Annotated in this window: 17 protein-coding genes; 7 read left to right on the plus strand and 10 right to left on the minus strand. The window is 67.7% G+C overall.

Translation table 11 applies throughout. The features are described from left to right. The gene (locus AC3WOS_RS17520; protein WP_492717304.1) at positions 1-438 is read right to left on the minus strand and encodes an Mpo1 family 2-hydroxy fatty acid dioxygenase; all 438 of its coding nucleotides are present in this window, start codon (positions 436-438) and stop codon (positions 1-3) included. Positions 439-675: 237 nt separating this feature from the next. Between AC3WOS_RS17520 and AC3WOS_RS17525 the strand changes: the two genes are divergently transcribed. Further along, a complete protein-coding gene (locus tag AC3WOS_RS17525) occupies positions 676-1,221 on the plus strand; it encodes a DNA-deoxyinosine glycosylase (protein WP_492717332.1) in 546 nt (181 codons plus the stop codon). A 31-nt stretch (positions 1,222-1,252) separates the two neighbouring features. Here the strand turns inward: AC3WOS_RS17525 and AC3WOS_RS17530 are convergent, their stop codons facing one another. Continuing rightward, a complete protein-coding gene (locus tag AC3WOS_RS17530) occupies positions 1,253-2,593 on the minus strand; it encodes an NHL repeat-containing protein (RefSeq protein ID WP_492717305.1) in 1,341 nt (446 codons plus the stop codon). A 122-nt stretch (positions 2,594-2,715) separates the two neighbouring features. Further along, positions 2,716-4,095: a MocR-like pyridoxine biosynthesis transcription factor PdxR gene (gene pdxR / locus AC3WOS_RS17535; protein WP_492717306.1), complete on the minus strand. Its 1,380-nt coding sequence runs from the start codon at positions 4,093-4,095 to the stop codon at positions 2,716-2,718. 200 nt (positions 4,096-4,295) lie between these two features. Here pdxR and AC3WOS_RS17540 point away from each other — a divergent pair, with 200 nt between their 5' ends. Together AC3WOS_RS17540 and AC3WOS_RS17545 are read left to right on the plus strand one after the other, a co-directional pair. Further along, positions 4,296-5,330 carry a porin gene (locus AC3WOS_RS17540; RefSeq protein ID WP_492717307.1) on the plus strand — a complete coding sequence of 345 codons (1,035 nt, stop codon included), beginning with the start codon at positions 4,296-4,298 and terminating at the stop codon, positions 5,328-5,330. 30 nt (positions 5,331-5,360) lie between these two features. Continuing rightward, entirely contained in the window at positions 5,361-5,813 is a 453-nt protein-coding gene (locus tag AC3WOS_RS17545; protein ID WP_492717308.1) for a cupin domain-containing protein, read from the plus strand. Between the two features lie 34 nt (positions 5,814-5,847). Here the strand turns inward: AC3WOS_RS17545 and AC3WOS_RS17550 are convergent, their stop codons facing one another. The 6 genes from AC3WOS_RS17550 to AC3WOS_RS17575 form a co-directional block, all read right to left on the minus strand. Continuing rightward, complete coding sequence (locus AC3WOS_RS17550) at positions 5,848-8,406, minus strand: BACON domain-containing protein (protein ID WP_492717309.1); 2,559 nt, start codon at positions 8,404-8,406, stop codon at positions 5,848-5,850. Positions 8,407-8,588: 182 nt separating this feature from the next. Next, positions 8,589-9,764 (minus strand): tetratricopeptide repeat protein, encoded by a 1,176-nt coding sequence (locus AC3WOS_RS17555; RefSeq protein WP_492717310.1) that lies wholly within the window; start codon positions 9,762-9,764, stop codon positions 8,589-8,591. 329 nt (positions 9,765-10,093) lie between these two features. Continuing rightward, positions 10,094-11,287: a hypothetical protein gene (locus AC3WOS_RS17560; protein ID WP_492717311.1), complete on the minus strand. Its 1,194-nt coding sequence runs from the start codon at positions 11,285-11,287 to the stop codon at positions 10,094-10,096. 71 nt (positions 11,288-11,358) lie between these two features. After that, a complete protein-coding gene (locus tag AC3WOS_RS17565) occupies positions 11,359-12,225 on the minus strand; it encodes an HDOD domain-containing protein (protein ID WP_492717312.1) in 867 nt (288 codons plus the stop codon). A 217-nt stretch (positions 12,226-12,442) separates the two neighbouring features. Next, positions 12,443-14,191 (minus strand): methyl-accepting chemotaxis protein, encoded by a 1,749-nt coding sequence (locus tag AC3WOS_RS17570; protein ID WP_492717313.1) that lies wholly within the window; start codon positions 14,189-14,191, stop codon positions 12,443-12,445. A gap of 60 nt (positions 14,192-14,251) precedes the next feature. Beyond that, on the minus strand, positions 14,252-14,725 hold the full coding sequence (locus AC3WOS_RS17575; RefSeq protein ID WP_492717314.1) for a cache domain-containing protein: 474 nt from the start codon (positions 14,723-14,725) through the stop codon (positions 14,252-14,254). 247 nt (positions 14,726-14,972) lie between these two features. On the opposite strand from AC3WOS_RS17575, the gene AC3WOS_RS17580 reads away from it, so the two are divergent. Genes AC3WOS_RS17580 through AC3WOS_RS17595 form a run of 4 tightly spaced genes read left to right on the plus strand, consistent with a single transcriptional unit; the run spans position 14,973 to position 19,467 of the window. Further along, on the plus strand, positions 14,973-16,379 hold the full coding sequence (locus tag AC3WOS_RS17580; protein ID WP_492717315.1) for a KamA family radical SAM protein: 1,407 nt from the start codon (positions 14,973-14,975) through the stop codon (positions 16,377-16,379). 10 nt (positions 16,380-16,389) lie between these two features. Further along, positions 16,390-17,685 carry an MFS transporter gene (locus AC3WOS_RS17585; RefSeq protein WP_492717316.1) on the plus strand — a complete coding sequence of 432 codons (1,296 nt, stop codon included), beginning with the start codon at positions 16,390-16,392 and terminating at the stop codon, positions 17,683-17,685. 27 nt (positions 17,686-17,712) lie between these two features. Further along, entirely contained in the window at positions 17,713-18,555 is an 843-nt protein-coding gene (locus AC3WOS_RS17590; RefSeq protein ID WP_492717317.1) for a 2OG-Fe(II) oxygenase, read from the plus strand. Positions 18,556-18,612: 57 nt separating this feature from the next. Then, positions 18,613-19,467, plus strand: a complete 855-nt coding sequence (locus AC3WOS_RS17595) for a fumarylacetoacetate hydrolase family protein (protein WP_492717318.1) — start codon at positions 18,613-18,615, stop codon at positions 19,465-19,467. 69 nt (positions 19,468-19,536) lie between these two features. Here the strand turns inward: AC3WOS_RS17595 and AC3WOS_RS17600 are convergent, their stop codons facing one another. After that, positions 19,537-20,877 (minus strand): aspartate aminotransferase family protein, encoded by a 1,341-nt coding sequence (locus AC3WOS_RS17600; protein ID WP_492717319.1) that lies wholly within the window; start codon positions 20,875-20,877, stop codon positions 19,537-19,539. Between the last annotated feature and the right edge of the window lie 115 nt (positions 20,878-20,992).

Genomic DNA, 20,992 nt, shown 5'->3' on the forward strand with positions numbered 1-20,992 from the left:
TCAATAGGCCAGTTTCAGGCGGCGGTACAGGAAGCCCAGCACGAACAGGGGGCCGATCAGCAGGAAGCGCAAGTCGTCGAAGAAGGACGGCTTCTTGCCTTCGATCTTGTGGCCGATGAACTGCCCGATCCAGGCCAGCACGAAGATGGCCAGCGACAGCGGCAGCACGGCATGGGGCGGCAGGGCCGACAGCAGGCCCAGCATGCAACCGGCCATGAGGAACATGCCCACGGCGAACGGCTTGGACAGGCGGGCGTAATAGGCCAGCGACGCCGCGACGACGGCCACGGCCAGCAGCGGATGGGCCGCCCACAGCAGGCCCAGCAGGGTGAAGACGATCACGGGCACACAGACAATGTGCACCCATTCATTGATGTGGTTCAAGTGGCTCTCGCTGTACTGGGCCAGCAGGGTGTCGATGGTACGGCTAGGGGGCATGGGCGTCTCCGGCAATAGTTGTTGCTCTGTTGTAGTTATGTTCAGCTTGCCGGACGATTCTACACCGGAAATTCCCCGACACGGCGGACCGCAGGCGGGGTGGCGGTTTGCCCTGGTGCGGCGCCCAGGCAGGCTGAAAGGATGGACGGGCAGTGTTACCATGGCGGGCATTCCGATCACCAGCGCCCCGCGCCACTGCCGTGCAGCATGGGGCCGTACGCCACCGAGTACCTGTTCATGTCCACCCCATCGCCCGTCGCCCGGGACACACCCGTCATCGCCCAGGACACCGCCACCACGCGCAAGCGCTGCTTCGACCCCGTGGTCGACCAGCGCACCCGCTTGCTGGTGCTGGGGAGCTTGCCGGGCGAACAGTCGCTGGCGCGGCAGGAATATTACGGTAACCGGCAAAACCGGTTCTGGCAGTTGATGTCGGCAGTGACGGGCGCCGATCTGGTGGAGCTCGATTACGCGTCGCGCCTGCAAACCTTGCTGGCACGGCAGGTGGGACTGTGGGACGTGGTGGCGGAAGCCCATCGCGCGGGCAGCCTGGACAGCCAGATCCGCAACCGCAACGACAACGATCTGCTGGCGTTGCTTGCCGATTTGCCTGCGCTGACCACCATCGCTTTTAACGGTGGGACGGCGGCCCGGCTGGGCCTGAAGGTGCTGGGCGAGAACGCGGCCCGCTATCGCATCGTGCAACTGCCATCGAGCAGTCCCGCTTACACCTTGCCGTATGCGGAAAAATTGCGGCTGTGGCAGGTTCTAGGCGGATACTGACGCGCTTTGTCTCAGCTCAGACTCAAGCACTTTACTGCGCACTAATTTTACGTATCAAGTGGCTTCCTGAATCGGATACGTAGATATTGCCGGCGGCGTCCAGGGCGAGCCCGACAGGATTGCGAAAACTGGCGGCGACACCGGTACCATTGATACTACTGTCGCTGGCATTGCCCGCTATGGTCGTCACCGTTCCTGTGGCGGCGATCTTACGTATCAAGTTGTTCCCGGAATCTGCCACGTAGACGCTACCGGTAACATCGACCGCAACGCCGTTAGGCGCAGAAAACGTCGCTGCAGTCCCCACACCATTGGTACTGCCTCCCTTGGCATAGATGTCACCTGCAATCGAGCTGACCATACCGGCCACAGAGATCTTGCGAATCGAATTGTTTTGGCTATCGGCGACATAAGCGTTACCCGTGGCATCGATGGTAATACCGTCGGGAAACCTGAAGGCCGCAGCATAGGCAGGACCATTGCCGAATGCAGGTATGTCAGGACTGCCTAGGCCTGCGTATGTCGTCACCAGACCTGCTGGGGTAATTTTGCGGATCATGTTATTTGACGCGTCAGCGACATAGACGTTGCCGGCAACGTCCACCGTGACATCAGTTGGAAAAGCAAAACTGGCGGCCGCTCCAATACCGTTTGCACTGTTATACCTGCCATTACCTGCAAGTGTAGCAACCACGCCAGTTGGCGTGATCGTCCGTATCAAGTTGTTGCGCGAGTCGGCCACATAGACGTTACCCTTGAGGTCGACTGCCACGCCGCCTGGATTATTAAAACTGGCCGCAGTACCCGTGCCGTCTTTATTGCCCGGTACGCCGCTCCCGGCAAGCGTAGTGACGACACCCGCCGGCGTAATTTTTCGGATCAGGTGGTTGCCGGTATCGGCCACGTAGACGTTCCCTGACGCATCGACTGCGAGACGTCCAGGGGAGTTGAAACTGGCTGCGGTTCCTGCCCCATCAGTGCTACCCATAACGCCACTGCCGGCGAACGTGGTAACCACAGCGCTGGCTGCGTGGCATGCAATCGCGATGTCTGGGGCGCCGGAATTGCTCACCGTACCGACGCCATTATTGAGCACGCAAATATCCGTGAAACCCGGTGGTTGGCTGGCGATGCTCACGTGGTAGGCCGTGCCGTTAGCTATTTTTGTTGGGAACGTGATACTGGTGGCATACGGCGCTACGGCAACGGTATCCGTGCCATTCGATAGCACCAGACCTGATGCGGTCAGATTGCTGACGCTGCCCGTTAATGAAGAAGTGCTTGGTGGCGTAGAACTATTTCCACCGCCGCAAGCAGACAGCAGTGTGCACAAGAAAACGATATAAGTCGCCGCGGATGCATTTGTTTTCATATATTGTTAGATAATTTGTAATTATCAAAGATTCTACACGATGGTAGCATCTGCAGACGGCCGCATCCGGTACCGCATCCCATCGTCACGCCATCCAAGTCCGCCGCAAGGCGCCCACGACGCTATCGCAGGTGCCTGGCCAGGCGCAGCACGGCTTGATCGATCAGGTGCGTGGGAAGCAGGCCCAGTCCAAACACTAGCCCGTTCGGCGGCGCGGCGGCCAGCGCATACTGGCTGACCGGCTCGATGCGGATCCCCGCCGCTGCCGCCGCCGCGACGACCTGTGTGGCCGGGTCGCCATCGGGCAGCAGCGCGGCGATATGCAGCCCTCCTGCGGCCGGGATCACCGACAATTTGCCAGGCACATGGCGCTGCAGGGCTTGCATCAGGATCTGCTTGCGCTGGCTGTAGACCTGGCGCATTTTGCGGATGTGGCGGGCGAGGTAGCCATCGTCGATGAAGGCCGCCAGGGTGTCCTGCGCCGCGACCGCGCCATGCCAGTCGCTGCGCTGTTTGGCGCCGACCAGGGCGGGACGGGCCCAAGCCGGGGCGATGACATAGCCCAGCCGCAGGCCGGGAAACAGGCTCTTGGAGAAGGTTCCCACATAAAACACCGAGTCGGCACGGTCCAGGCTTTTCAGCGCATCCAGCGGCTGCGACGAATGGCTGAACTCGCCATCGTAATCGTCTTCGACGATCAGGCTGCCGTGCTCGCGCGCGAACGCCAGCAAGGCCATGCGACGCTGCAGCGACATGGCCTGCCCCATCGGAAACTGGTGGGACGGCGTCACGCAGATCAGCCGCGCGTCGTCCGGAATGCGATCGACCACCATGCCTTGCGCGTCCACCGGCACCGGGACCAGCACGGCGCCGGCGCTTTCCAGCGCCCAGCGCAACGGCGGATAGCCCGGATCTTCGATCGCTACCTTGGTCTTGCCCGGCTCGATGAAAATGCGCGCCAGCAGGTCGAAGGCTTGCTGCGCGCCGGAAGTGACCAGCACGTCGCCGCCGCCGCAGGCCACGGCACGGGCAAACGAGACATGCTTGGCGATCGCCGTCCGCAGCGCCGCCCGTCCTTCCGGCGCCGCGTATTCGGCCGGCGCGCGCTCCAGCTGGCGCACCGCGCGGCCGTCCAGGCGGCGCCAGGTATCGAATGGAAACTGGGTGGTATCGGGCAAGCCCACGATGAAATCGTATTCGAACTGCGCTGCCGGCGACGGTCGCAGCACGGTGGGCTCATTGCGCCAGCGCGGCAGCAGCAAGGCAGTCCGGTCGGCCGCCACGTTTGTTGCGCGGGGTGGATCGGCCGGGTAGATGTCGGATACGAACGTGCCGCCGCCGGGCCGCGCCGCGACCAATCCCTCGCTCAGCAGCAAGTCGTACACGGCCATGGCGCAATTGCGCGAAACGCCGCAGTGCTCGGCCAGCGTGCGCGAGCCGGGCAAGCGCAAACCGGCCGCCAGCCGGCCATCGACGATGGCGGCCCGCATCTGCTGGTGCATGGAACGCAGGATTTGCCGGGAGCCACGCGCCGGCAGCGCAAGGGTAATCGGAAGAACTGGCGCCATCGGGACCTGTAGTGGCTGTAAAAACCGGTACGGAAGCGTCCCAACCGGCACCCTGAAAGTTGCCCGGACTGGCTCTGCTGGCCCAGGCCCTAGCTTGCGACACTGTACACCTGTTCAATTCATTCACCAACCTTATGCCGTCTAAGCTGCACCGCCTCCTGGCCAGCGCCGCGCTGCTGATCGCCATGGCATCCGCCCATGCCACCGACGCCCCCACCATGTACGGTACGGTGACCGCCGGGCTGTCCTACGTCGACCACATCGGCGCGCACAACGGGCACGTCATGCGCGCCTCGAACAGCGAATGGGGCACCAGCCTGGTCGGCATGCAGGCGGCCGAGGCCTTGACGCCCGATCTGCAACTGCTGACCCGGCTGGAAAGCGGCTTCAATACCGCCACCGGCACCGTCGGCAGCGACGGCTTGCTGTTCAGCCGCTATGCCACGCTGGGCGTGGAGAGCAAGACCTGGGGCAAGCTGGAAGCGGGCCGCTCCATGGCTTACAGCAACGACGTCTGGTATATCGATCCGATGGGCCTGAACTGGTCCGGTTCCGCCACGCTGACCAAGGGCCATAGCTGGAATGCGTGGAGCCGTACGGTCGGCTATCGCAGCGCCGGGCGTGGCGGCCTGGCCATCGGCTTACAGGCCAGCGTGGGCGAGCGCGCCTGCCGCACCACCGCGGGCGTGCTCAGCTACCAGCGGGGAGGCCTGGATTTCCGGGCAATCTACGACGCCACCCGCGATCAGCAGGGGCATCTGTCGGACCTGTTTGAGGCGTCGCACGAACTGATCGCGGGCGCCCGCTACGAGCAAGGCGTCAACGCCTGGTTTGCCGCCTACAACCTGGTGCGCGCGCCCGACGCCGCGGCCGGCAGCGACACGTCGCTGCAGCATGTGTGGGCCGGGGTCAACCGCAAGGTCGGCGCCCGCGATCTGCTGCGCCTCGGTATCTACGGCGCGCGCACCAATGTGACCGACGCGCGCGCCCTGCTGTTGAGCGGCGGCTGGGAGCACAGCTTCGCCCCGGCCCTCACGCTGTGGGCCACGGCCGCCGTGGTGCGCAACAGTCGTGATGCCGCGTTCCCGGTGGCGGCCTACTGGCAAGACGTGCCGGCCCCGGGGGCGACGCAACACACCGTCAATGGCGGCCTGATCTACACCTTCTGAAGTCCCATCACTTTTTTGAAAGGCTGGAATATGCAAACTGCACAATACACAACGCTGGGCCCTGAGTGGATCGTGGAAGGGGAGGGGAAATGGTCGCGACCATTGCAATTTTTGCCCGGCGACGCGGGCTGGGTGGAATTGATGCGCCTGGCGCCTGGCGTTAAATTGGGACTGCACCGGCATACCGGCCATGTACACGCCTTCAATCTCGAAGGCTACCGGCAACTGGGAACGGGCGAACAGCTGGGCCCGCACGCCTATGTGTACGAACCGGAGGGTAATGTCGACTGGTGGCAGGCCACCGGCGACACGCCGCTGGTGGTCTTTGTCGTGGTCACCGGCGCGGTGGAGTATCTGGCTGCGGACGGCGCCGTGCTGCGCCGCATTACCGCGCAGGACCGGCGACACGATTATCTGCGCCACTGCGCCACGCATGGACTGCGGCCGGTGCTGCTGGAGCAAGCCGACGTGGCCCGGAGTTGATCCTGCGATGGCTGACCGGCCGTCTGTCTGCTGCCTACGGCCCCACCGGCACGATGTTGAGCACGCCATCATCGGTGAGCCCGATCAACATGAAGCCGTCGCCGGAAATGACCATCTGGCGCGGGGCCAGCTGGCGCCCGGCGGGCACGAACTTGAGCTGCTGATGCAGCGCGCCGAGCGCGTCGTAGACCCACACGTCGGTCGTGGTGCTGCTCTTGCCGGCCACGCCGCAATAGATGCGGCCATCGCTGCCCACTTCCACATTGGTGGGCGCATAGCCGCCGCTGGCCAGGTAGGACAGCGTGCCCAGGTCGCGCGTGTTGAGCACGCTGCACTGGGTGGGCGTGCTGCTGGCCGCGTACAGATAGTTGCCGTCGGCGCTGGCGGCCAGGTCCTGGCCGCCGCTGCCGTTGCCCAGGTGGGTGGCCGCCGGCAACAGGGCCGCGAACAGGGTGCCGCCGCCCACCTCGGCGTAGTCGATGCCGTAGGTGCTCAGGTGGATGGCCGTGCCCCCTTCCTCCTGCACGTAGAGGCGCTTGCCGTCGGGCGCCGCGCTCAGCGTGCCGCCCTGGATCGGCAAGCTGGCCAGCAGCCTGCCGGTGCTGGTGTAGATGCTGCCGTCGTTGAGGGCGAGCAGGTCGACGCCGTTCGGGCGCAGCAGCGCCAGGCGCGCACTGCGGTCCGGCTGGTGCGGCAGCGACCAGCGCTGCTGCACGGCCTTGGTGGCCAGCGCCCGCACTTCCATTACGCCCTTGTCCAGCGTATAGGCGTACAGCAGCGCACCGTCGGCCGACACGGCCATGTCGCCCAGCGCGCCGCCAAAGCCGGTCAGGGTATCGACCAGCTGGCCCGTGTGCACGTGGTAGACATCGACGCTGGTGCCGCCGTTGTGGACGTACACCAGCGGTCGGATCGGATCGGCCACCACGTTGCGGTACAGGGGATGGGGCGACATGGGCGCCGTGGGGCTGGCGCTGCCTTTCCAGAATGCGACCCGGATCGGCACCGCCGCCATGGCGCTGTCGGCGGGCGTGACGGTGACGGTGGCGTAGTTGAGGCTGTTTTGCGCCAGGCTGCCGGGGTCGGCCGTCAGGGACAGGCTGGCGCCGCTGCCGCTCACCGTCAGCCACGCCTTGTCGCTCGCCGCCGTCCAGGCCGGCGTCTGGCCATAATTGTCGACCATGGCGATGCTGCGGCTTAAGCGGGACCAGGCCGGCGAGCTGCTCAGGGCCACGCCCGTTTCGGCCGGCAGCAGCTTGTGCTGATCCTTGTTGAGGGCCAGCGTGACGGGCAGGGTGAGCAGATCGCCGTTCACGGTGGCCGAGACCAGCAGGCGGGTGCTGCTGCTGCCGATGGGGGCGGCCGCCGGGCTGGGGGTGAGCACGACGGTGCTGCCGGCATTGCCGACATTACCGGTCAGCACATTGGCGTTGGCCCAGGCCGGCGGGAGGCTCATCAGCCAAGGCCACAGGTTGTTGCCCGTGTTGAGGCTGAGCGTCAGGTTGCGTGCGCTGAAATCACGGCCATAAGTGCCGCCCAGCGTCACGCTGGGACTGGACGCCAGCAAGGTGGGGCGCACCAGCTGCAACGCTACCGGCAGCAGGCGCGGCGCGATGCCGCTGGCGGTCAGGGTCAGGGTGGCGCTGTAGCTGCCGCTGGCCAGCGAGCCCGCCGTGGGATCGATCGACAGCGTGCTGGTGGCCGGGGTGACACCCTGGCTGGGGCTGGCGCGCAGCCAGGGCGCGCTGCTGGCGGCGTCCCAGCGCGTGGCCTGGGCGTTATTGATGGCGAACTGCACACTCTGGGGCGCGATGGGGGCACCGTTGATGGCCGTGAACACCACGCCGTCGCTGTTGACCTGGAAGGCCGGCGCCAGCACCGTCAGCGTGACGGGCAAGCTGGCCACCTGGCCGTCGCCGGCCGTCAGCGTAATGGCGGTGCTGTACTGGCCGGGCGCCAGGCCGCTCGCCGCATAGCTGGCCGTCACGGTGGCGTCGCCGCTGCCGCTGGTGCTGCCCAGCACCAGCCAGGGTGCGCCGCTGGCAGCGGTCCAGCTGCGCCCGCCGGCCTGGACATGGATGGCGGCGGGCGGCGGCAGGGCGCCACCCTGGTACAAGGTGACCGTCAGCGGGGCGCTGCTGCTGGCACTGAAGGGGGGCGTGCCGGCCGGCGTGACCTGGATGTCGTAGGGCAGCATCATGGGCGAGCCGGGGTACTGGCTGGCGCAGCCGCTGTCACGGCACAGCTTGACGGTGAAATTGCCCTGGTAGCGGCCGGCCGCCAGGGTGGGCGCCGTTTGCACGGTGGCGTGGTAGGCCAGGCTGGAATCGTGTACCAGCTGGGCGTTGGGCAACAGCACGCCGGCACCATCGACCAGGTAGGCAAACACGGTGGAACTGTCGAAGTCGGCGGGCCGGTTCACGCTGGCGTTGACGGTGGCCGTGGCGGACGTGCCGGCGGCCGCCGCGATGGCCAGCGGGTTGGGCGCGAAGGTCAACGCGGCGCCGGTCACGGAGGCCGGGCTGCCGCCACCGCCGCCACCGCAGGCAGTCAGCAGGCTAGCGAGCGTAAGAGCGGACCAGAATCGGTGCATGGCGGTATCCTTGGGCGGAGGCGGGCTGACAGTTTACTTTTTTTGCAATTGTTGCGCACCCGCAACATTCTGTCAAGCCGGCGCCGCGGCTGGCCCGCCACAGGCGCATGTCCGCCGCGGGCGGCGCTACCGCCGGTGCTGCCCCGGTTGCCGCCGCCACGCCGGCCATGGGCACCGGCCCGCTACTGCCTGGCCGGCTGCGCCTCGTAGGCCTTGAGCCGGTCCAGCTTGGCCGCATACAGGTCGTGGTCGCCGCGCGTGGTGCTGTTCTCCATGGCCTGTTTCATGTGGCGGTCGGCCTGGGCCAGGTCGCCCAGCTTGAACGAGGCCACCGCGATCCAGAAATGGAATTCATGGTAGTCGGGCGAACGGTCCAGTTCGCGCTGGAACAGCTTGCGGGCGCGGTCATAGTCGCCGGCCCGCATGGCCTGCTGGCCCTGGTTGAAGAAATAGAACGGCGGATACGGTTCCAGCTGGGCCAGCCGGGCACGCAGCGTTTGCGCCTCCTCGGTGCGGCCCAGGTCGGCCAGCGCCTGGGCCAGGTTGAACAGGAATACGGTGTTGCCGGGAGCGCGGTTCCAGGCGTGGCGCAGCACCTGCTCGGCCGCCGCCAGGTCGCCATGGTGCTGGTAGATCACGCCCAGGGTGTTGTAGGCGTTGAGAAAGCCGGGGTCCTGGTCGATCGCCTTGCGGGCCCACCAGTAGGCGTCGTCGAGTTGCTTTTGCGCCAGCAGTTCAGCGGCCCGGTTGTTCATGTACATGGCCACCACGGTGCGCTCGTCGAGCTGCTGGGCCTGCTGCTTGGCCAGTTCCGGGATGGGAATGAAGTCCACCGTCATGTATTGCTGGGAGTTATAGCCCTTGCTCAGGTCCAGCTTGGGCTGGCCCAGGATCAGGTTGACGTGGCCGCTGGAAAAATACAGGTTGCCGCTGCGGCTCCACGCATCGTCCATGGTGATGCTCTGGTATTGCACTTCCAGTCCCAGCTGGTGGGCCAGGGCGGCCGTCATGATGACGAGCGACAGGCAGTTGCCGCGCCGCGCCGTAAACGTCTGCTCGGCGTTGCGGGTCATGGTCGAATCGTATTCGAGCTGCAGCTTGTCGTGACGGTACAGCGCGTTGAACAGGGCCTGGCGCTTGTCCTTGCCGTGCTGCTTGCGCAGCACCTGTTCTTGCAGATAGGCGTCCATGGCCGGGGTGACGGTAAACAGGTCGGCGGCGCTGACGGCGGCCGACGGCGGCCCGAACAACTGGTCCTGGAACAGGCCGGCCGGCGCGGGACCGACGGCACTGTCGCGCGGCGCGCTGGCGCAGCCCGCCAGCAGGGCAAGGCACAGGATGGCAATGCGGCTCAACATGACTACTCTCCTCCGCGGCGCCAGCGTGGGGCGCCGTCATCGTACGGCGGAGCTTGACGCCTGCGCCGCCCAGGCCGCGGCCGGGGGGCCGCTACTAGCAGCCTGCCGGACTTAGGATCGTCGGCTGCAAAAATACCTGGGACGGCCCATATTTCGCCGCTTTCTCGGCCCATAGCTCGCTATGGGCACTGCGAAATCGTCAAAATCTGGCCTCGCCCAGCTATTTTTTCGCTTCGACTCCCTAAGTCCGACAGGCTGCCTAGGCCCAGTATCCTCGGCTGTCCGGCCGCTGTCAAACGGCCCGGGGTACGCCCCGATCGGCCCGGACGTTACAGCGGTTGCGGCTCGACGGGGGCGCCGCTGGGGTCGAATTTCAGGGCCACGGACAGCTGGCGCAGGCCGATGCTGGCCAGCGCGTCGCGCAAGTCGGCCACTTCCGTTTCCAGGTCGGCGCCCAAGTCGAGCGGCTTGTCGCAGGCGGCCAGCTCGGCGCCGTCCAGGTAGAGGCAGGTGCGCAGCTGCATCTCGTGGTCGACGTCGGCCGGGCCGACGATGGCCGTGGCCTGGGCCGGGTCCGCGCCCCGTTCGGCCAGCGCCTGGTTCAGCGTGGCCAGCAGCTGCAGCATGTCGTGTTCGGCCACGCCCTGCTGCTTGGCGCCGAAGAACAGATCCTGGTACAGGAAGTTCAGTTGCAGCGGCCGGGCGCCGCCCAGGCAGCGCTGCACCAGCGGCGCGTACTGTTCCGTCCAGCGCTGGTAGTGTGCCATGCGGCGGGCGAAATAGGCGTCGGCCGCCGCCTCGCCGGCCGGCACCTTGTAGAACGGGTCGTCGGCCCGCTTGAGGGCGAAGCCGACCAGGAAGCGCAGTTCGACGGCCGCGTCGTCCGGGCCGAAGCCGGCCGGGCTCCAGCCGGCCAGGCTGCGCTCGATGGCGGGCGTGGGCACCAGCTTCTTGTCCGTCATCGAGGTGGCCGCCTCGCGCACCATCTCGTGCAGTTCGCTGTAGGTGATGCGGTCCATCTCGCCCAGGTCGTAAGCGTGGCCGATCAGCACCACCTTGGCCTTGGGGCTTTCCAGCTGGCCTTGCACGAAGCTGGCCAGCAGGGCGTCGTAGGCGTCCGGGTCCTGGAAGTCGTGGGCCGGGTCCAGCCCGCCTGTGCTGTGCACGAACAGGGGGATGGCGAAGGCGTCGATTTCCAGCTCGGGCGCGTTGTCGCGCCGCAGCAGCACGGTGCCGGCCGCTTCCTCGATGGCCGCGCGCAGGTACTGGTAGGCGCCCACGTCCTCGTATTTGGCCTGCTCGACGGCGCCGTACAGTACCTCGTCCTTGTGCTGGTTGAGCAGCTTGCGCACCAGCTTGTGGAAGGTACTCTCGCGCTGGCGCAGCAGCTCGCTCATGGCCTCGGGTTCTTCCTGCTCGGCCAGCTCGAGGGCCAGTTCGCACAGGTTGCGGGTCAGCAGCTCATCCTTGAGCTCGGGCGTGTCGGCGGATTTACGGGGGACGGGGCGCTTGTTCTTGGGCATGGTTTCTTCTTGTTGAGGGCGGTCCGGGCGGGCGCGGCGGCGCGCCCGGAACAGCGCGCGGCCGCTGCGGCCTAGCGTTCGTTATGAAAGGTTTCGTGCAGTTCGTCTAGCAGGTCGGCCGTCTCGTCTTCCGACAGGCCCAGGTGGCGGCAGGCCGGGGCGCCGCCTTTTTCCCACTCCAGCGAGACGGCGTTGCCGTGGTAGCGCTGGATGCCTTTTTCCGCCAGCACCGACAGCGCCACCAGCGAGCGCACGGCATCGTCGGTGGCCGGGTCGTCCAGCACCCGGTAGTCGTGGTGCAGCAGGATGGCCCATGACACGTCCGGCGACAGGCCCCAGTTGCGGGCCAGCAGGCAGCCGATGGCGGCGTGGTTGGTCTGGTGGCGGGCATCCTCCACTTCCGTGAAGCGGCGCACCGGGTCGTTGCTGGCGGCGGCGAAGGTGTCCACGTAGCCGGGGAAGCGGTTCATCAGCAGCGGCACGCCGATGTCGCAGAACAGGCCGAAAGTGTGGGCGATGTCGGGCGGGGCGACGCGCAGCTGGCGCGAGGTGAACACGAGGGCCTGGGCGCGCCGGGCCGACACTTCCCAGAACTGGTCCAGGGTGGCCTCGTTGCCTTCGATGGCCTGTTTGGCCAGCAGGCCTGTGAGCAGGGCCGCGCAGTGGTTGATGCCGAGGAAGTTGATGGCCTGTTCCACCGACTTGGCCTTGCGCCCGGCACCGTAGAACGGCGAGTTGGCCAGCTTGAGCAGGGCGCCCGACATGCCCACGTCGTTGCCGATGATGCGGGCGATGCGGCGCGGCGACGGGTCCGGCTCGGCCAGTTCCTGCTGCAGGTCGACCAGCAGGCTGGGCCGCGGCGGGATGCGGATGGAACGCAGCAGGGCGTCTTCCACCGTGTTTTCGACTGGCAAGGCTGGGACTGCGGCTGAGGTCATGGCGCTTATCGGGTAAGGGAGCGGCTGCGGCGACGGCCGCAGCGGCGGCTGCGCAGGGCGGCGCGGGCAGGGCGGCACGGTCAACAGCGGCGCGATACAAAAGCAGCACTATAAACCAGCCGGCCCCCTCGCGCTGGCCTGCCTATCCCCGATTATCGCCGCTTCCGGCTTCCCGTTGCGTGAAATTGGCGGGAAAAGTGACGGCGGAGGACGATTTTTACGCGTGGCGGGGATGGCGGGCGCCCGTTTGATGTGCATTTGTCATGGTTGGCGCCGGCCGTTGCGGCTGGCGCGGCCGCCTGGCCTGGATGGCGGCCGATGCGGCGGCAGCCGATGGCGGTGCCGCCGCCATAGCCATCGCCGCAACCGTTGCCGCACCTTGCGCCCGTCCCATGGCCGGCGCGTCCGCGGGGGCAGCCGTCTCGTCGAGCTGGAACACGGCCACGGCGCGGGTCAGGTTCTCGGCCTGGTCCTGCAGGCTGGCGGCGGCGGCGGCGGCCTGTTCCACCAGGGCCGCGTTCTGCTGGGTCACTTCGTCCATCTGGCCCACGGCCTGGTTCACTTCGGCGATGCCCTGGGCCTGGTCGGCGCTGGCCGCGCTGATGCGGCGGATGATGTCGTTCACCTGGCGCACCGAGGCGGCCAGCTCGCCCATCCGTTCGCCGGCCTGCTGCACCGAGGCGCTGCCGCTGTCGATGGTGGCCACCGAGGTGGCGATCAAGCCCTTGATCTGGCTGGCGGCGGCGGCCGAGCGCTGGGCCAGCGTGCGCACCTCGGAGGCGACGATGGCAAAGCCCCGGCCCTGTTCGCCGGCGCGGGCCGCCTCGACGGCTGCGTTCAGGGCCAGGATGTTGGTCTGCGCGGCGATGCCGTCGATCACGCCCGTGATGTCGACGATCTGGCGCGCGCTGGCGCGGATCGATTCCATGGTGGTCACGGCCTGGCCCATGGCCGCGCCGCCCCGTTCGGCCAGCTGCGAGGCGCCGTCGGCCAGCTGGCAGGCTTGCTGGGCGTGGGCCGCGTTGTCGCGCACGGCCGCCGTCAGGCTTTCCATGGCGCTGGCCGTCTCTTCCAGCGAGCCGGCCTGGCGCTCGGTGCGGGCCGACAGGTCCAGATTGCCGCCGGCGATGTCGTGCGCCGCCACATCGATGGTCTGCACGGCGCCCAGGATGGTGCGCAGGGTGGCGTTGAGCTGGACCATGGTGCGGTCCAGCAGGCGCGCCGTGTGGGCGATCTCGTCGTGGCCGTCGTTGCGGGCGCCCGCGGCCAGCTTGCCGGCGGCCAGCTGCACCACCACGGCGGCGATGGCGCGGATGTCGCGCAGCATGGCGCCGCGCACCCGCATCGTCACCAGCAGCGACAGCGCCACCGACAGCAGCAACAGGCCGGCCATGGTAGCGCCCAGCGTGTGGAACTCGGCCTTGGCGCGGGCGTGGGCCTGTACGCTGAGCTGCTGCTCCAGCGCCGCCAGCCTGGCCAGCGCCCCGTTCAGGCGGCCGAACTGCTGCTCGGCGCGGGCCATGGAGTTGGCCGCGATCGACTGGTCCATCTGGGCCAGCTCCATGGTTTCCTGCACCGCCTTGCGGTAGGCCGCCAGTGCCTCGCTGGAGGCGTCCACGAAGGTCCGTTCGGCCGGGTCGGCCACGGCCGCCAGCGCCGCCAGCTGGGCGGCGATGGCCACGTGGCGGGCGCGCAGTTCGCGCGCCAGGGCGTCCAGCCGCTGCTGGGCGAAGCTGCCGTTGGTCCAGGCCAGCAGCTGGTAGATGTTGGCGTGCGCGTGCTTGGCTTCGCCGCCCACGTCGGCCGCCGCCTTCAGGCGCGCCGCGCGCACCTGCACCAGGTTTTCCAGCGAGGCGTTCTGGCGCACCATGCCGTAGTAGCCGGCGGCCGAGGTGCACAGCAGCAGCAGCAGCACCAGGCCGGGCGCCAGCAGCAGTTTCGGCCCTATCTTCAGTTTGTTGAGCATGACGACTCCCGCCGCAGGTGGATGGATGAGGCGGCCGCGCCAGCGCGGGCAGGCCGTCCCTTATTTCTTGTAGATGCCGGCCTCCAGCACCACGTCGCCCACCCGCAGGATGTAGGTGGTCTTCGGTTCGATCTTGCCGCTGGTGGGATTCTTGTACTGGTAGTCGACCCAGCCCTTGCCCTGCTTCTGGGCCAGCTCGATGATGTCGCGCCGGTAGCGCTTGCCGCTGGCGTCGGGCACGTCGAGCAAGTCCTTGCCCACGATGGAGGGATTGATGGGGTGGGCCAGCACGATGCCCGTGTGCAGGTCGCGCATGTCCACGTACAGCGCGCCCTGCACGAAGTCCGGGTCCTTGGCGCTGATGCGCTTCATCATTTCGTCGCGGCCGTGGGCCTTCATGTAGGCGGCGCCCCGTTCGGCCATGGCGATGGCGTCCTTTTCAGTCGGTTCGTTGGCGGCGCCGGCCATGCCGGCCAGCCCGGCCAGGGCCAGGGCCAGGGCGGCCGCGGCAGCGGTGTGCGGTGTGCGTGTCATGTCTGTCCTTTGCGTGGTGCGGAGGGAAAATGTTGCCTGTGCGCATGACGTACTGTACGCCGCCGGCGCCGTCCGCCGCTTGCGCTAGCGCAAGCGCGCGGCCTGCGCCGCCGCGCCGGCCGCGACGCCTCAAGGATTTGTTCCACAACGCAACTTTTTGCACCACCTGTTGATGTACGGCAATCCCGCCGCCCGGCCGCGGCCTAGCATGGAATTCCCGGCAACCCCACCGCGACAGGAGCACGCCATGACTACCGAAGCCGCCAGCGTCAAGTTCAAGCCTTATATCCGCCAGACCATCGCCCAGGCGCCCCAGTGGGCCGCCATGCCGCCCGAACTGCGCGAAGCCGTGCAGGTGGTTTCGCACGTGCTGCCGTTTCGCACCAACGCCTATGTGATGGACCATCTGATCGACTGGAACAACATCCCGGACGATCCCATCTTCCGCCTCACCTTCCCCCACCGCGACATGCTGCCCGAGCACGAGTACGTCCGCCTGCGCGAGCTGGTGCTGGGACGCGGCGACCAGGCCGCCCTGGTGCAGCTGGTGCGCGCCATCCGCATGCGCATGAACCCGCACCCGGCCGGCCAGATGACGCACAATGTGCCGCGCGTGAACGACGCCCCGCTGCGGGGCCTGCAGCACAAGTACAAGGAGACCGTGCTGTTCTTCCCCAGCGCCGGCCAGACTTGCCACGCCTATTGCACCTTCTGCTTCCGCTGGCCCCAGTTCGTGGGCATGGACGACATGAAGTTCGACGCCCGCGAGTCGCACGAGCTGGCCGAATACCTGAAGCTGCACCCGGAAGTGACGGACGTGCTGATCACGGGCGGCGACCCGCTGATCATGAACACCCGCTCGCTGGCCTCCTACATCGAGCCGCTGCTGGTGCCGGAGCTGGCCCACATCCAGAACATCCGCATCGGCACCAAGTCGGTGGCCTACTGGCCGCAGCGCTTCGTGACGGACGCCGACGCCGACGACCTGCTGCGCCTGTTCGAGCGGGTGGTCGCGGCCGGCAAGAACATGGCCATCATGGGCCATTACAACCACGCCGTGGAGCTGCGCCAGCCCATCGCCCAGCAGGCTGTCAAGCGCATCGTGGGCACCGGCGCCACGCTGCGCATGCAGGGGCCGCTGATCCGCCACATCAACGAAGACCCGAAGAGCTGGGCCGAACTGTGGCAGACGGGGGTACGGCTGGGCGCCATCCCCTATTACATGTTCGTCGAGCGCGACACGGGCCCGCGCGCATATTTCCAGCTGCCGCTGGTGAAGGCGCACGAGATCTTCCAGGCCGCCTACCAGATGGTGTCGGGCCTGGCGCGCACCGTGCGCGGCCCGTCCATGAGCGCCTTCCCCGGCAAGGTGGTGATCGACGGCGTGGCCAACATCGCCGGCGAGAAGGTGTTCGCGCTGCAGTTCCTGCAAGCGCGCAACGCCGACTGGGTGCGCAAGCCGTTCTACGCCCGCTACGACCCGCAGGCGACCTGGATGGACGACCTGCGCCCGGCCTTCGGGCGCGACAAGTTCTTCTTCGAGACGGAAGGGGGCGGCCATCCGTCGGCGCCGCGCAAGGTGATCCCGCTGACGCCGGCCCGCCACGACGAGGACGGCGCCGGCGCCTGCGTGGCGCACAGCAGCGCGGCCTAGGGAGCGCGCCGTGGCCGCGCCCATCCGCCAACCGGGACAGCTGGGCGCCGTGGCCATGTTCTGCCTGGTGTTCTTGCCGTTCGCACTGGGGCACTACCTGTCGTGCCTGCTGCGCACCGTGAACGCCATGCTGGCGCCCCAGCTGGTGGCGGCGCTGGGGCTCACGCCGGGCCAGCTGGGCCTGCTGACCAGCGCCTTCTTCTTCGCCTTCGCCCTGGTCCAGCTGCCGGTGGGCATGGCGCTCGACCGCTGGGGGCCGCGCCGGGTGCAGCCGGTGCTGCTGCTGGTGGCGGCGCTGGGCGCGCTGGCCTTCGCGGGCGGCCACAGCTTCGTGCAGCTGATGTGGGCCCGGGCCATCATCGGCCTGGGGCTGGGCGGCTGCTTCATGTCGGCCGTGAAGGCCATCTCGACCTGGATCGCCCCGGCCAGGCTGCCGTCGGTGCACGGCTACCTGATCGCCGTGGGCGGGCTGGGCGCCGCCTCGGCCACCTTGCCGGTGCGGCTGGCGCTGCACTACACGGACTGGCGCGGCCTGTTCATCGGCCTGGGGCTGGCGGCGGCGGCCATCGCCCTGCTGATCCATGTGCTGTCGCCGGCGCCGCCGCCCGCGCGCGGCGCGCCCCTCACGCGCCAGGCCGTGCTCGACGTCTACCGCCACCCGGCCTTCCGCGAGACGGCGGCCCTGGTCTTGGTGCCGCACACGGTATTCTTCGGCATGCAGGGGCTGTGGATAGGGCGCTGGCTGAGCGACGTGGCCCGCTTTGCCGACGCGGCCGTGGCCTATCTGCTGTACCTGGGCATGGCCGCCATCATCTTCGGCGCCATCTTCGTGGGCATGGTGACGGAATGGGCCGGCCGGCGCGGCGTGCGGCCGCTGACGGTGGCGGCGGCCGGCATCGCCCTGTTCATCGCCGTGCAGCTCGGTTTCGTGATCGGCTACGCGCCCAGCTACCAGCTGCTGTCGGTGCTGTTTACGCTGGTGGGGACCATTACCGGCATCGAATACGCCATCGTCGCGCAGAGCATGCCGCCGGCCCTGACGGGGCGGGCCGCCACCTGCCTCAACCTGCTGATCTTCCTGGGCGCGTTCGCCGTGCAGGCCGGCTTCGGCCAGCTGCTGGGTTGCTGGCAGCCCAACCTGCTGCACCAGTATCCGGCGGCGGCCTACCGCTGCGGCTTCGCCGTGCTGGTGGCGTTGCAGCTGCCGGGACTGTTGCGTTATGTGTGGCGCAGCCGCACGCCGGCGCGCAAACGGGCCGCCCATTCCGGTAAAATGAGTCTTCCATCGGGCAGTCCGGCGCACTGACACTGCACTTTACTGGGGACGAAGAGCATGACCACCTCCGTGTTTGCCACCCTGCCACCCGACTGGCAGGCCTGGATCCGGGACAACCTGGCGCGCGCCTGCAGTCCGCACGACATGGCCGACAGCATGGCCCGTTCCGGCCAGTACAGCATGGCGTTCGCCCGCGCCGCCATCGGCGAGGCGCTGGGCGCCGCCCCGTTGGCGCCGGATCGGTGCGTGGCGCTGCCCCAGGTCGACACCTCGCGCAACCGGCTGGCCGTGGACGGGCGCGCGGTGGACATCCTGTGCGCGCTGCGCCAGCCGCGCCTGGTCTTGCTGGGCAACGTGCTGGACGAGGACGAATGCGACGCCATCGTGGCCCACTGCGCCGGGCGCTACACGCGCTCCACCGTCACCAGCGAGGAGGATGGCGCCAGCACCGTGCATGAAGGGCGCACCAGCGAGATGGCCTTCATCCAGCGCGGCGAGAGCGCACTGGCCGACCGCATCGAGCAGCGCCTGGCCGCCATCGCCCAGTGGCCGCCCGATTGCGGCGAGCCGTTCCAGCTGCAGAAGTACGGCGTGGCGCAGGAGTACCGGCCCCATTTCGACTGGCTCAATCCCGATTCGGACGGCCACCGCGCCCACCTGCGCCGGGGTGGCCAGCGCCTGGCCACCTTCATCCTCTATTTGAGCGCGGTGGAACAGGGCGGCGGCACGGCCTTCCCCAACCTCGGGCTGGAAGTGTTCCCCCGCAAGGGCAATGCCCTGTTCTTCCTCAACACGGACGCCGGCCAGCGGCCCGACCAGCAAACGCTGCACGCGGGCTGCCCCGTGGTGCGCGGCACCAAGATCATCGCCAACAAATGGCTGCGCCAGGGCGTGTACTAGTTATCGTTCGGTTAGAATGGCGGGCATTTCCCTCCCGTTTGGCAACCAAGGATAAGTATGAGACTCGTGCGTTACGGCCGCCCCGGCAAAGAGAAACCTGGCCTGATCGATGACTTCGGCAAGCTGCGCGACCTGTCGGGCGTGATCGCCGACATCGACGCCGACCAGCTGTCGCCCAAGGCCCTGCGCAAGCTGGCCAAGCTCGATCCCGAGACGCTGCCGGCCGTGCGCGGCAATCCCCGCTTCGGTGTGCCGCTGGCCAAGGTGGGCAAGTTCATCGGCATCGGCCTCAATTACTCGGACCACGCGGCCGAAGCGGGCATGCCCGTGCCCAAGGAACCGATCGTGTTCATGAAGGCCATCTCCTGCCTGAACGGACCGGACGATCCCGTCATGCTGCCGCAAGGGTCGAAGAAGACCGACTGGGAAGTGGAGCTGGGCGTGGTGATCGGCACCCGCGCGCAATACGTGAGCGAGGAAGAGGCGCTGCAGTACGTGGCCGGCTATTGCGTCGTCAACGACCTGTCCGAGCGCGCGTTCCAGCTCGAACGTGGCCCGCAGTGGGACAAGGGCAAGGGCTGCGACACCTTCGGCCCCGTCGGCCCGTGGCTGGTGACCAAGGACGACGTCTATGACGTGCAGCAGCTGGACCTGTACCTGGACCTGAACGGCAAGCGCATGCAGACCGGCAGCACGGCCACCATGATCTTCAGCGTGGCCCAGCTGGTGAGCTACCTGTCGAAGTTCATGACGCTGGAGCCGGGCGACATCATCGCCACCGGCACCCCGCCCGGCGTGGGCCAGGGCCGCAAGCCGCAGCGCTTCCTGAAAAAGGGCGACCAGCTGCGGCTGGGCATCGCCGGCCTCGGTGAGCAGCAGGCCGACGTCATCGCCTGGCAGGCGCGCGCCTGACGCAGAAAATAATCGGGGACGTAACACGGTTTTTCCAAGCAGGAAAACCGTGTTACGTCCCCGATTTTGCTAACGCACGCGGGCCAGCGCCCGCGCCAGCGCTTCGCCCAGGCGCGCCACGATCTCGGCCAGGTCGGCCTCGGTGGCGATGAAGGGCGGCGCCAGCAGGATATGGTCGCCGCGCCGGCCGTCGATGGTGCCGCCCATGGGATAGACCATCAGGCCGCACGCCATGGCCTGCTCCTTGACGGCCGCATGCAGTTTCAACTCCGGTGCGAACGGCTCCTTGCTGTCGCGCTCGCGCACCAGTTCCAATCCCAACAACAGGCCGCGGCCGCGGATGTCGCCCACGTGCGGATGGGCGCCGAAGGTGCGTTCCAGCATGCGCCGCAGGGCCGCGCCGCGCACGGCCACTTGGGCCAGCAGGTCGTCGCGCCGTATCACCTGCTGCACGGCCAGCGCGGCGGCGGCCGCCACCGGATGGCCCATGTAGGTATGCCCATGCTGGAACACGCCGCTGCCGTCGCGCAGGCGCGCCACCACGGGCGCGCGCGCCAGCACGGCGCCGATGGGCGCGTAGCCTGCGCCTAAACCTTTACCCAGCGCCACCAGGTCCGGCACCACGTCTTCCTGCTCGATCGCATACAGGGTGCCGGTACGGCCCATGCCGCACATGACCTCGTCGGCGATCAGCAGGATGCCGTATTTGTCGCACAGCGCGCGCACGCCGCGGAAGTAGCCCGGCGTGGGCGGCACGGCGCCGCCGGTGGCGCCCACCACCGGCTCGGCGCAGAAGGCGATCACCCGTTCCGGCCCCGTCTCCACGATGCACGCTTCCAGTTCCGCCAGCAGGCATAGCGTGTAGTCGTCCACGCTCTGGCCGGGGGCGCGGTCGCGGTATTCGTAGCAGGGCGCCACGCGCGCCACGTCCATCAGCAGCGGCGCGAAATGCTGGCGGCGCCACTCATTGCCGCCCAGTGCCAGCGCGCCCAGCGTGTTGCCGTGGTAGCTCTGGCGGCGGGCGATGAACACGGTGCGCTCGGGCTGGCCCGCTTCCACGAAATACTGGCGCGCCAGCTTGAGCGCCGTCTCGATCGCCTCCGAACCGCCCGACACCAGGTAGACGTGATCGAGGTCGCCCGGCGCGTCCGCCGCCAGCCGGTGCGCCAGTTCCTCGGCCACCTGGGTGGTGAAGAAGGCGGTGTGGGCGTAGGCGTTGCGGTCGATCTGGGCGTGCATGGCGGCCAGCACGTCGGGATGGCCGTGGCCCAGCGAGGACACGGCCGCGCCGCCGCTGGCATCGAGATAGCTGTTGCCGCTGGCGTCGTGCACCAGCATGCCGGAGGCGCCGGCGGCAACGGGCGGGCAGTGGCGCAGGTTGCGATGGATGATGTGGCTGGTCTGGTTCATTGCGTCCTCGTGGGATTGGTGCGGAAGGGAGATGATCGACAGCAGAGGATATCCGGTAACGGCTTGTGTTCTGTTGATATATACCCGACCATGGGCGAATTATTCCATTCCACTC

This window comes from Rugamonas sp. FW305-51 (assembly GCF_058786935.1).

Excerpts from the sequence above, each read along its gene's own strand:
- AC3WOS_RS17570 (WP_492717313.1), bottom strand. The coding sequence starts at position 14,191 with ATGCTCAACAAACTGAAGATAGGGCCGAAACTGCTGCTGGCGCCCGGC.
- AC3WOS_RS17600 (WP_492717319.1), bottom strand. The coding sequence starts at position 20,877 with ATGAACCAGACCAGCCACATCATCCATCGCAACCTGCGCCACTGCCCG.
- pdxR (WP_492717306.1), bottom strand. The coding sequence starts at position 4,095 with ATGCACCAGCAGATGCGGGCCGCCATCGTCGATGGCCGGCTGGCGGCC.
- AC3WOS_RS17580 (WP_492717315.1), top strand. The coding sequence starts at position 14,973 with ATGACTACCGAAGCCGCCAGCGTCAAGTTCAAGCCTTATATCCGCCAG.
- AC3WOS_RS17560 (WP_492717311.1), bottom strand. The coding sequence starts at position 11,287 with ATGCCCAAGAACAAGCGCCCCGTCCCCCGTAAATCCGCCGACACGCCC.
- AC3WOS_RS17530 (WP_492717305.1), bottom strand. The coding sequence starts at position 2,593 with ATGAAAACAAATGCATCCGCGGCGACTTATATCGTTTTCTTGTGCACA.
- AC3WOS_RS17540 (WP_492717307.1), top strand. The coding sequence starts at position 4,296 with ATGCCGTCTAAGCTGCACCGCCTCCTGGCCAGCGCCGCGCTGCTGATC.
- AC3WOS_RS17550 (WP_492717309.1), bottom strand. The coding sequence starts at position 8,406 with ATGCACCGATTCTGGTCCGCTCTTACGCTCGCTAGCCTGCTGACTGCC.
- AC3WOS_RS17595 (WP_492717318.1), top strand. The coding sequence starts at position 18,613 with ATGAGACTCGTGCGTTACGGCCGCCCCGGCAAAGAGAAACCTGGCCTG.
- AC3WOS_RS17545 (WP_492717308.1), top strand. The coding sequence starts at position 5,361 with ATGCAAACTGCACAATACACAACGCTGGGCCCTGAGTGGATCGTGGAA.
- AC3WOS_RS17575 (WP_492717314.1), bottom strand. The coding sequence starts at position 14,725 with ATGACACGCACACCGCACACCGCTGCCGCGGCCGCCCTGGCCCTGGCC.
- AC3WOS_RS17555 (WP_492717310.1), bottom strand. The coding sequence starts at position 9,764 with ATGTTGAGCCGCATTGCCATCCTGTGCCTTGCCCTGCTGGCGGGCTGC.
- AC3WOS_RS17590 (WP_492717317.1), top strand. The coding sequence starts at position 17,713 with ATGACCACCTCCGTGTTTGCCACCCTGCCACCCGACTGGCAGGCCTGG.
- AC3WOS_RS17565 (WP_492717312.1), bottom strand. The coding sequence starts at position 12,225 with ATGACCTCAGCCGCAGTCCCAGCCTTGCCAGTCGAAAACACGGTGGAA.
- AC3WOS_RS17525 (WP_492717332.1), top strand. The coding sequence starts at position 676 with ATGTCCACCCCATCGCCCGTCGCCCGGGACACACCCGTCATCGCCCAG.
- AC3WOS_RS17520 (WP_492717304.1), bottom strand. The coding sequence starts at position 438 with ATGCCCCCTAGCCGTACCATCGACACCCTGCTGGCCCAGTACAGCGAG.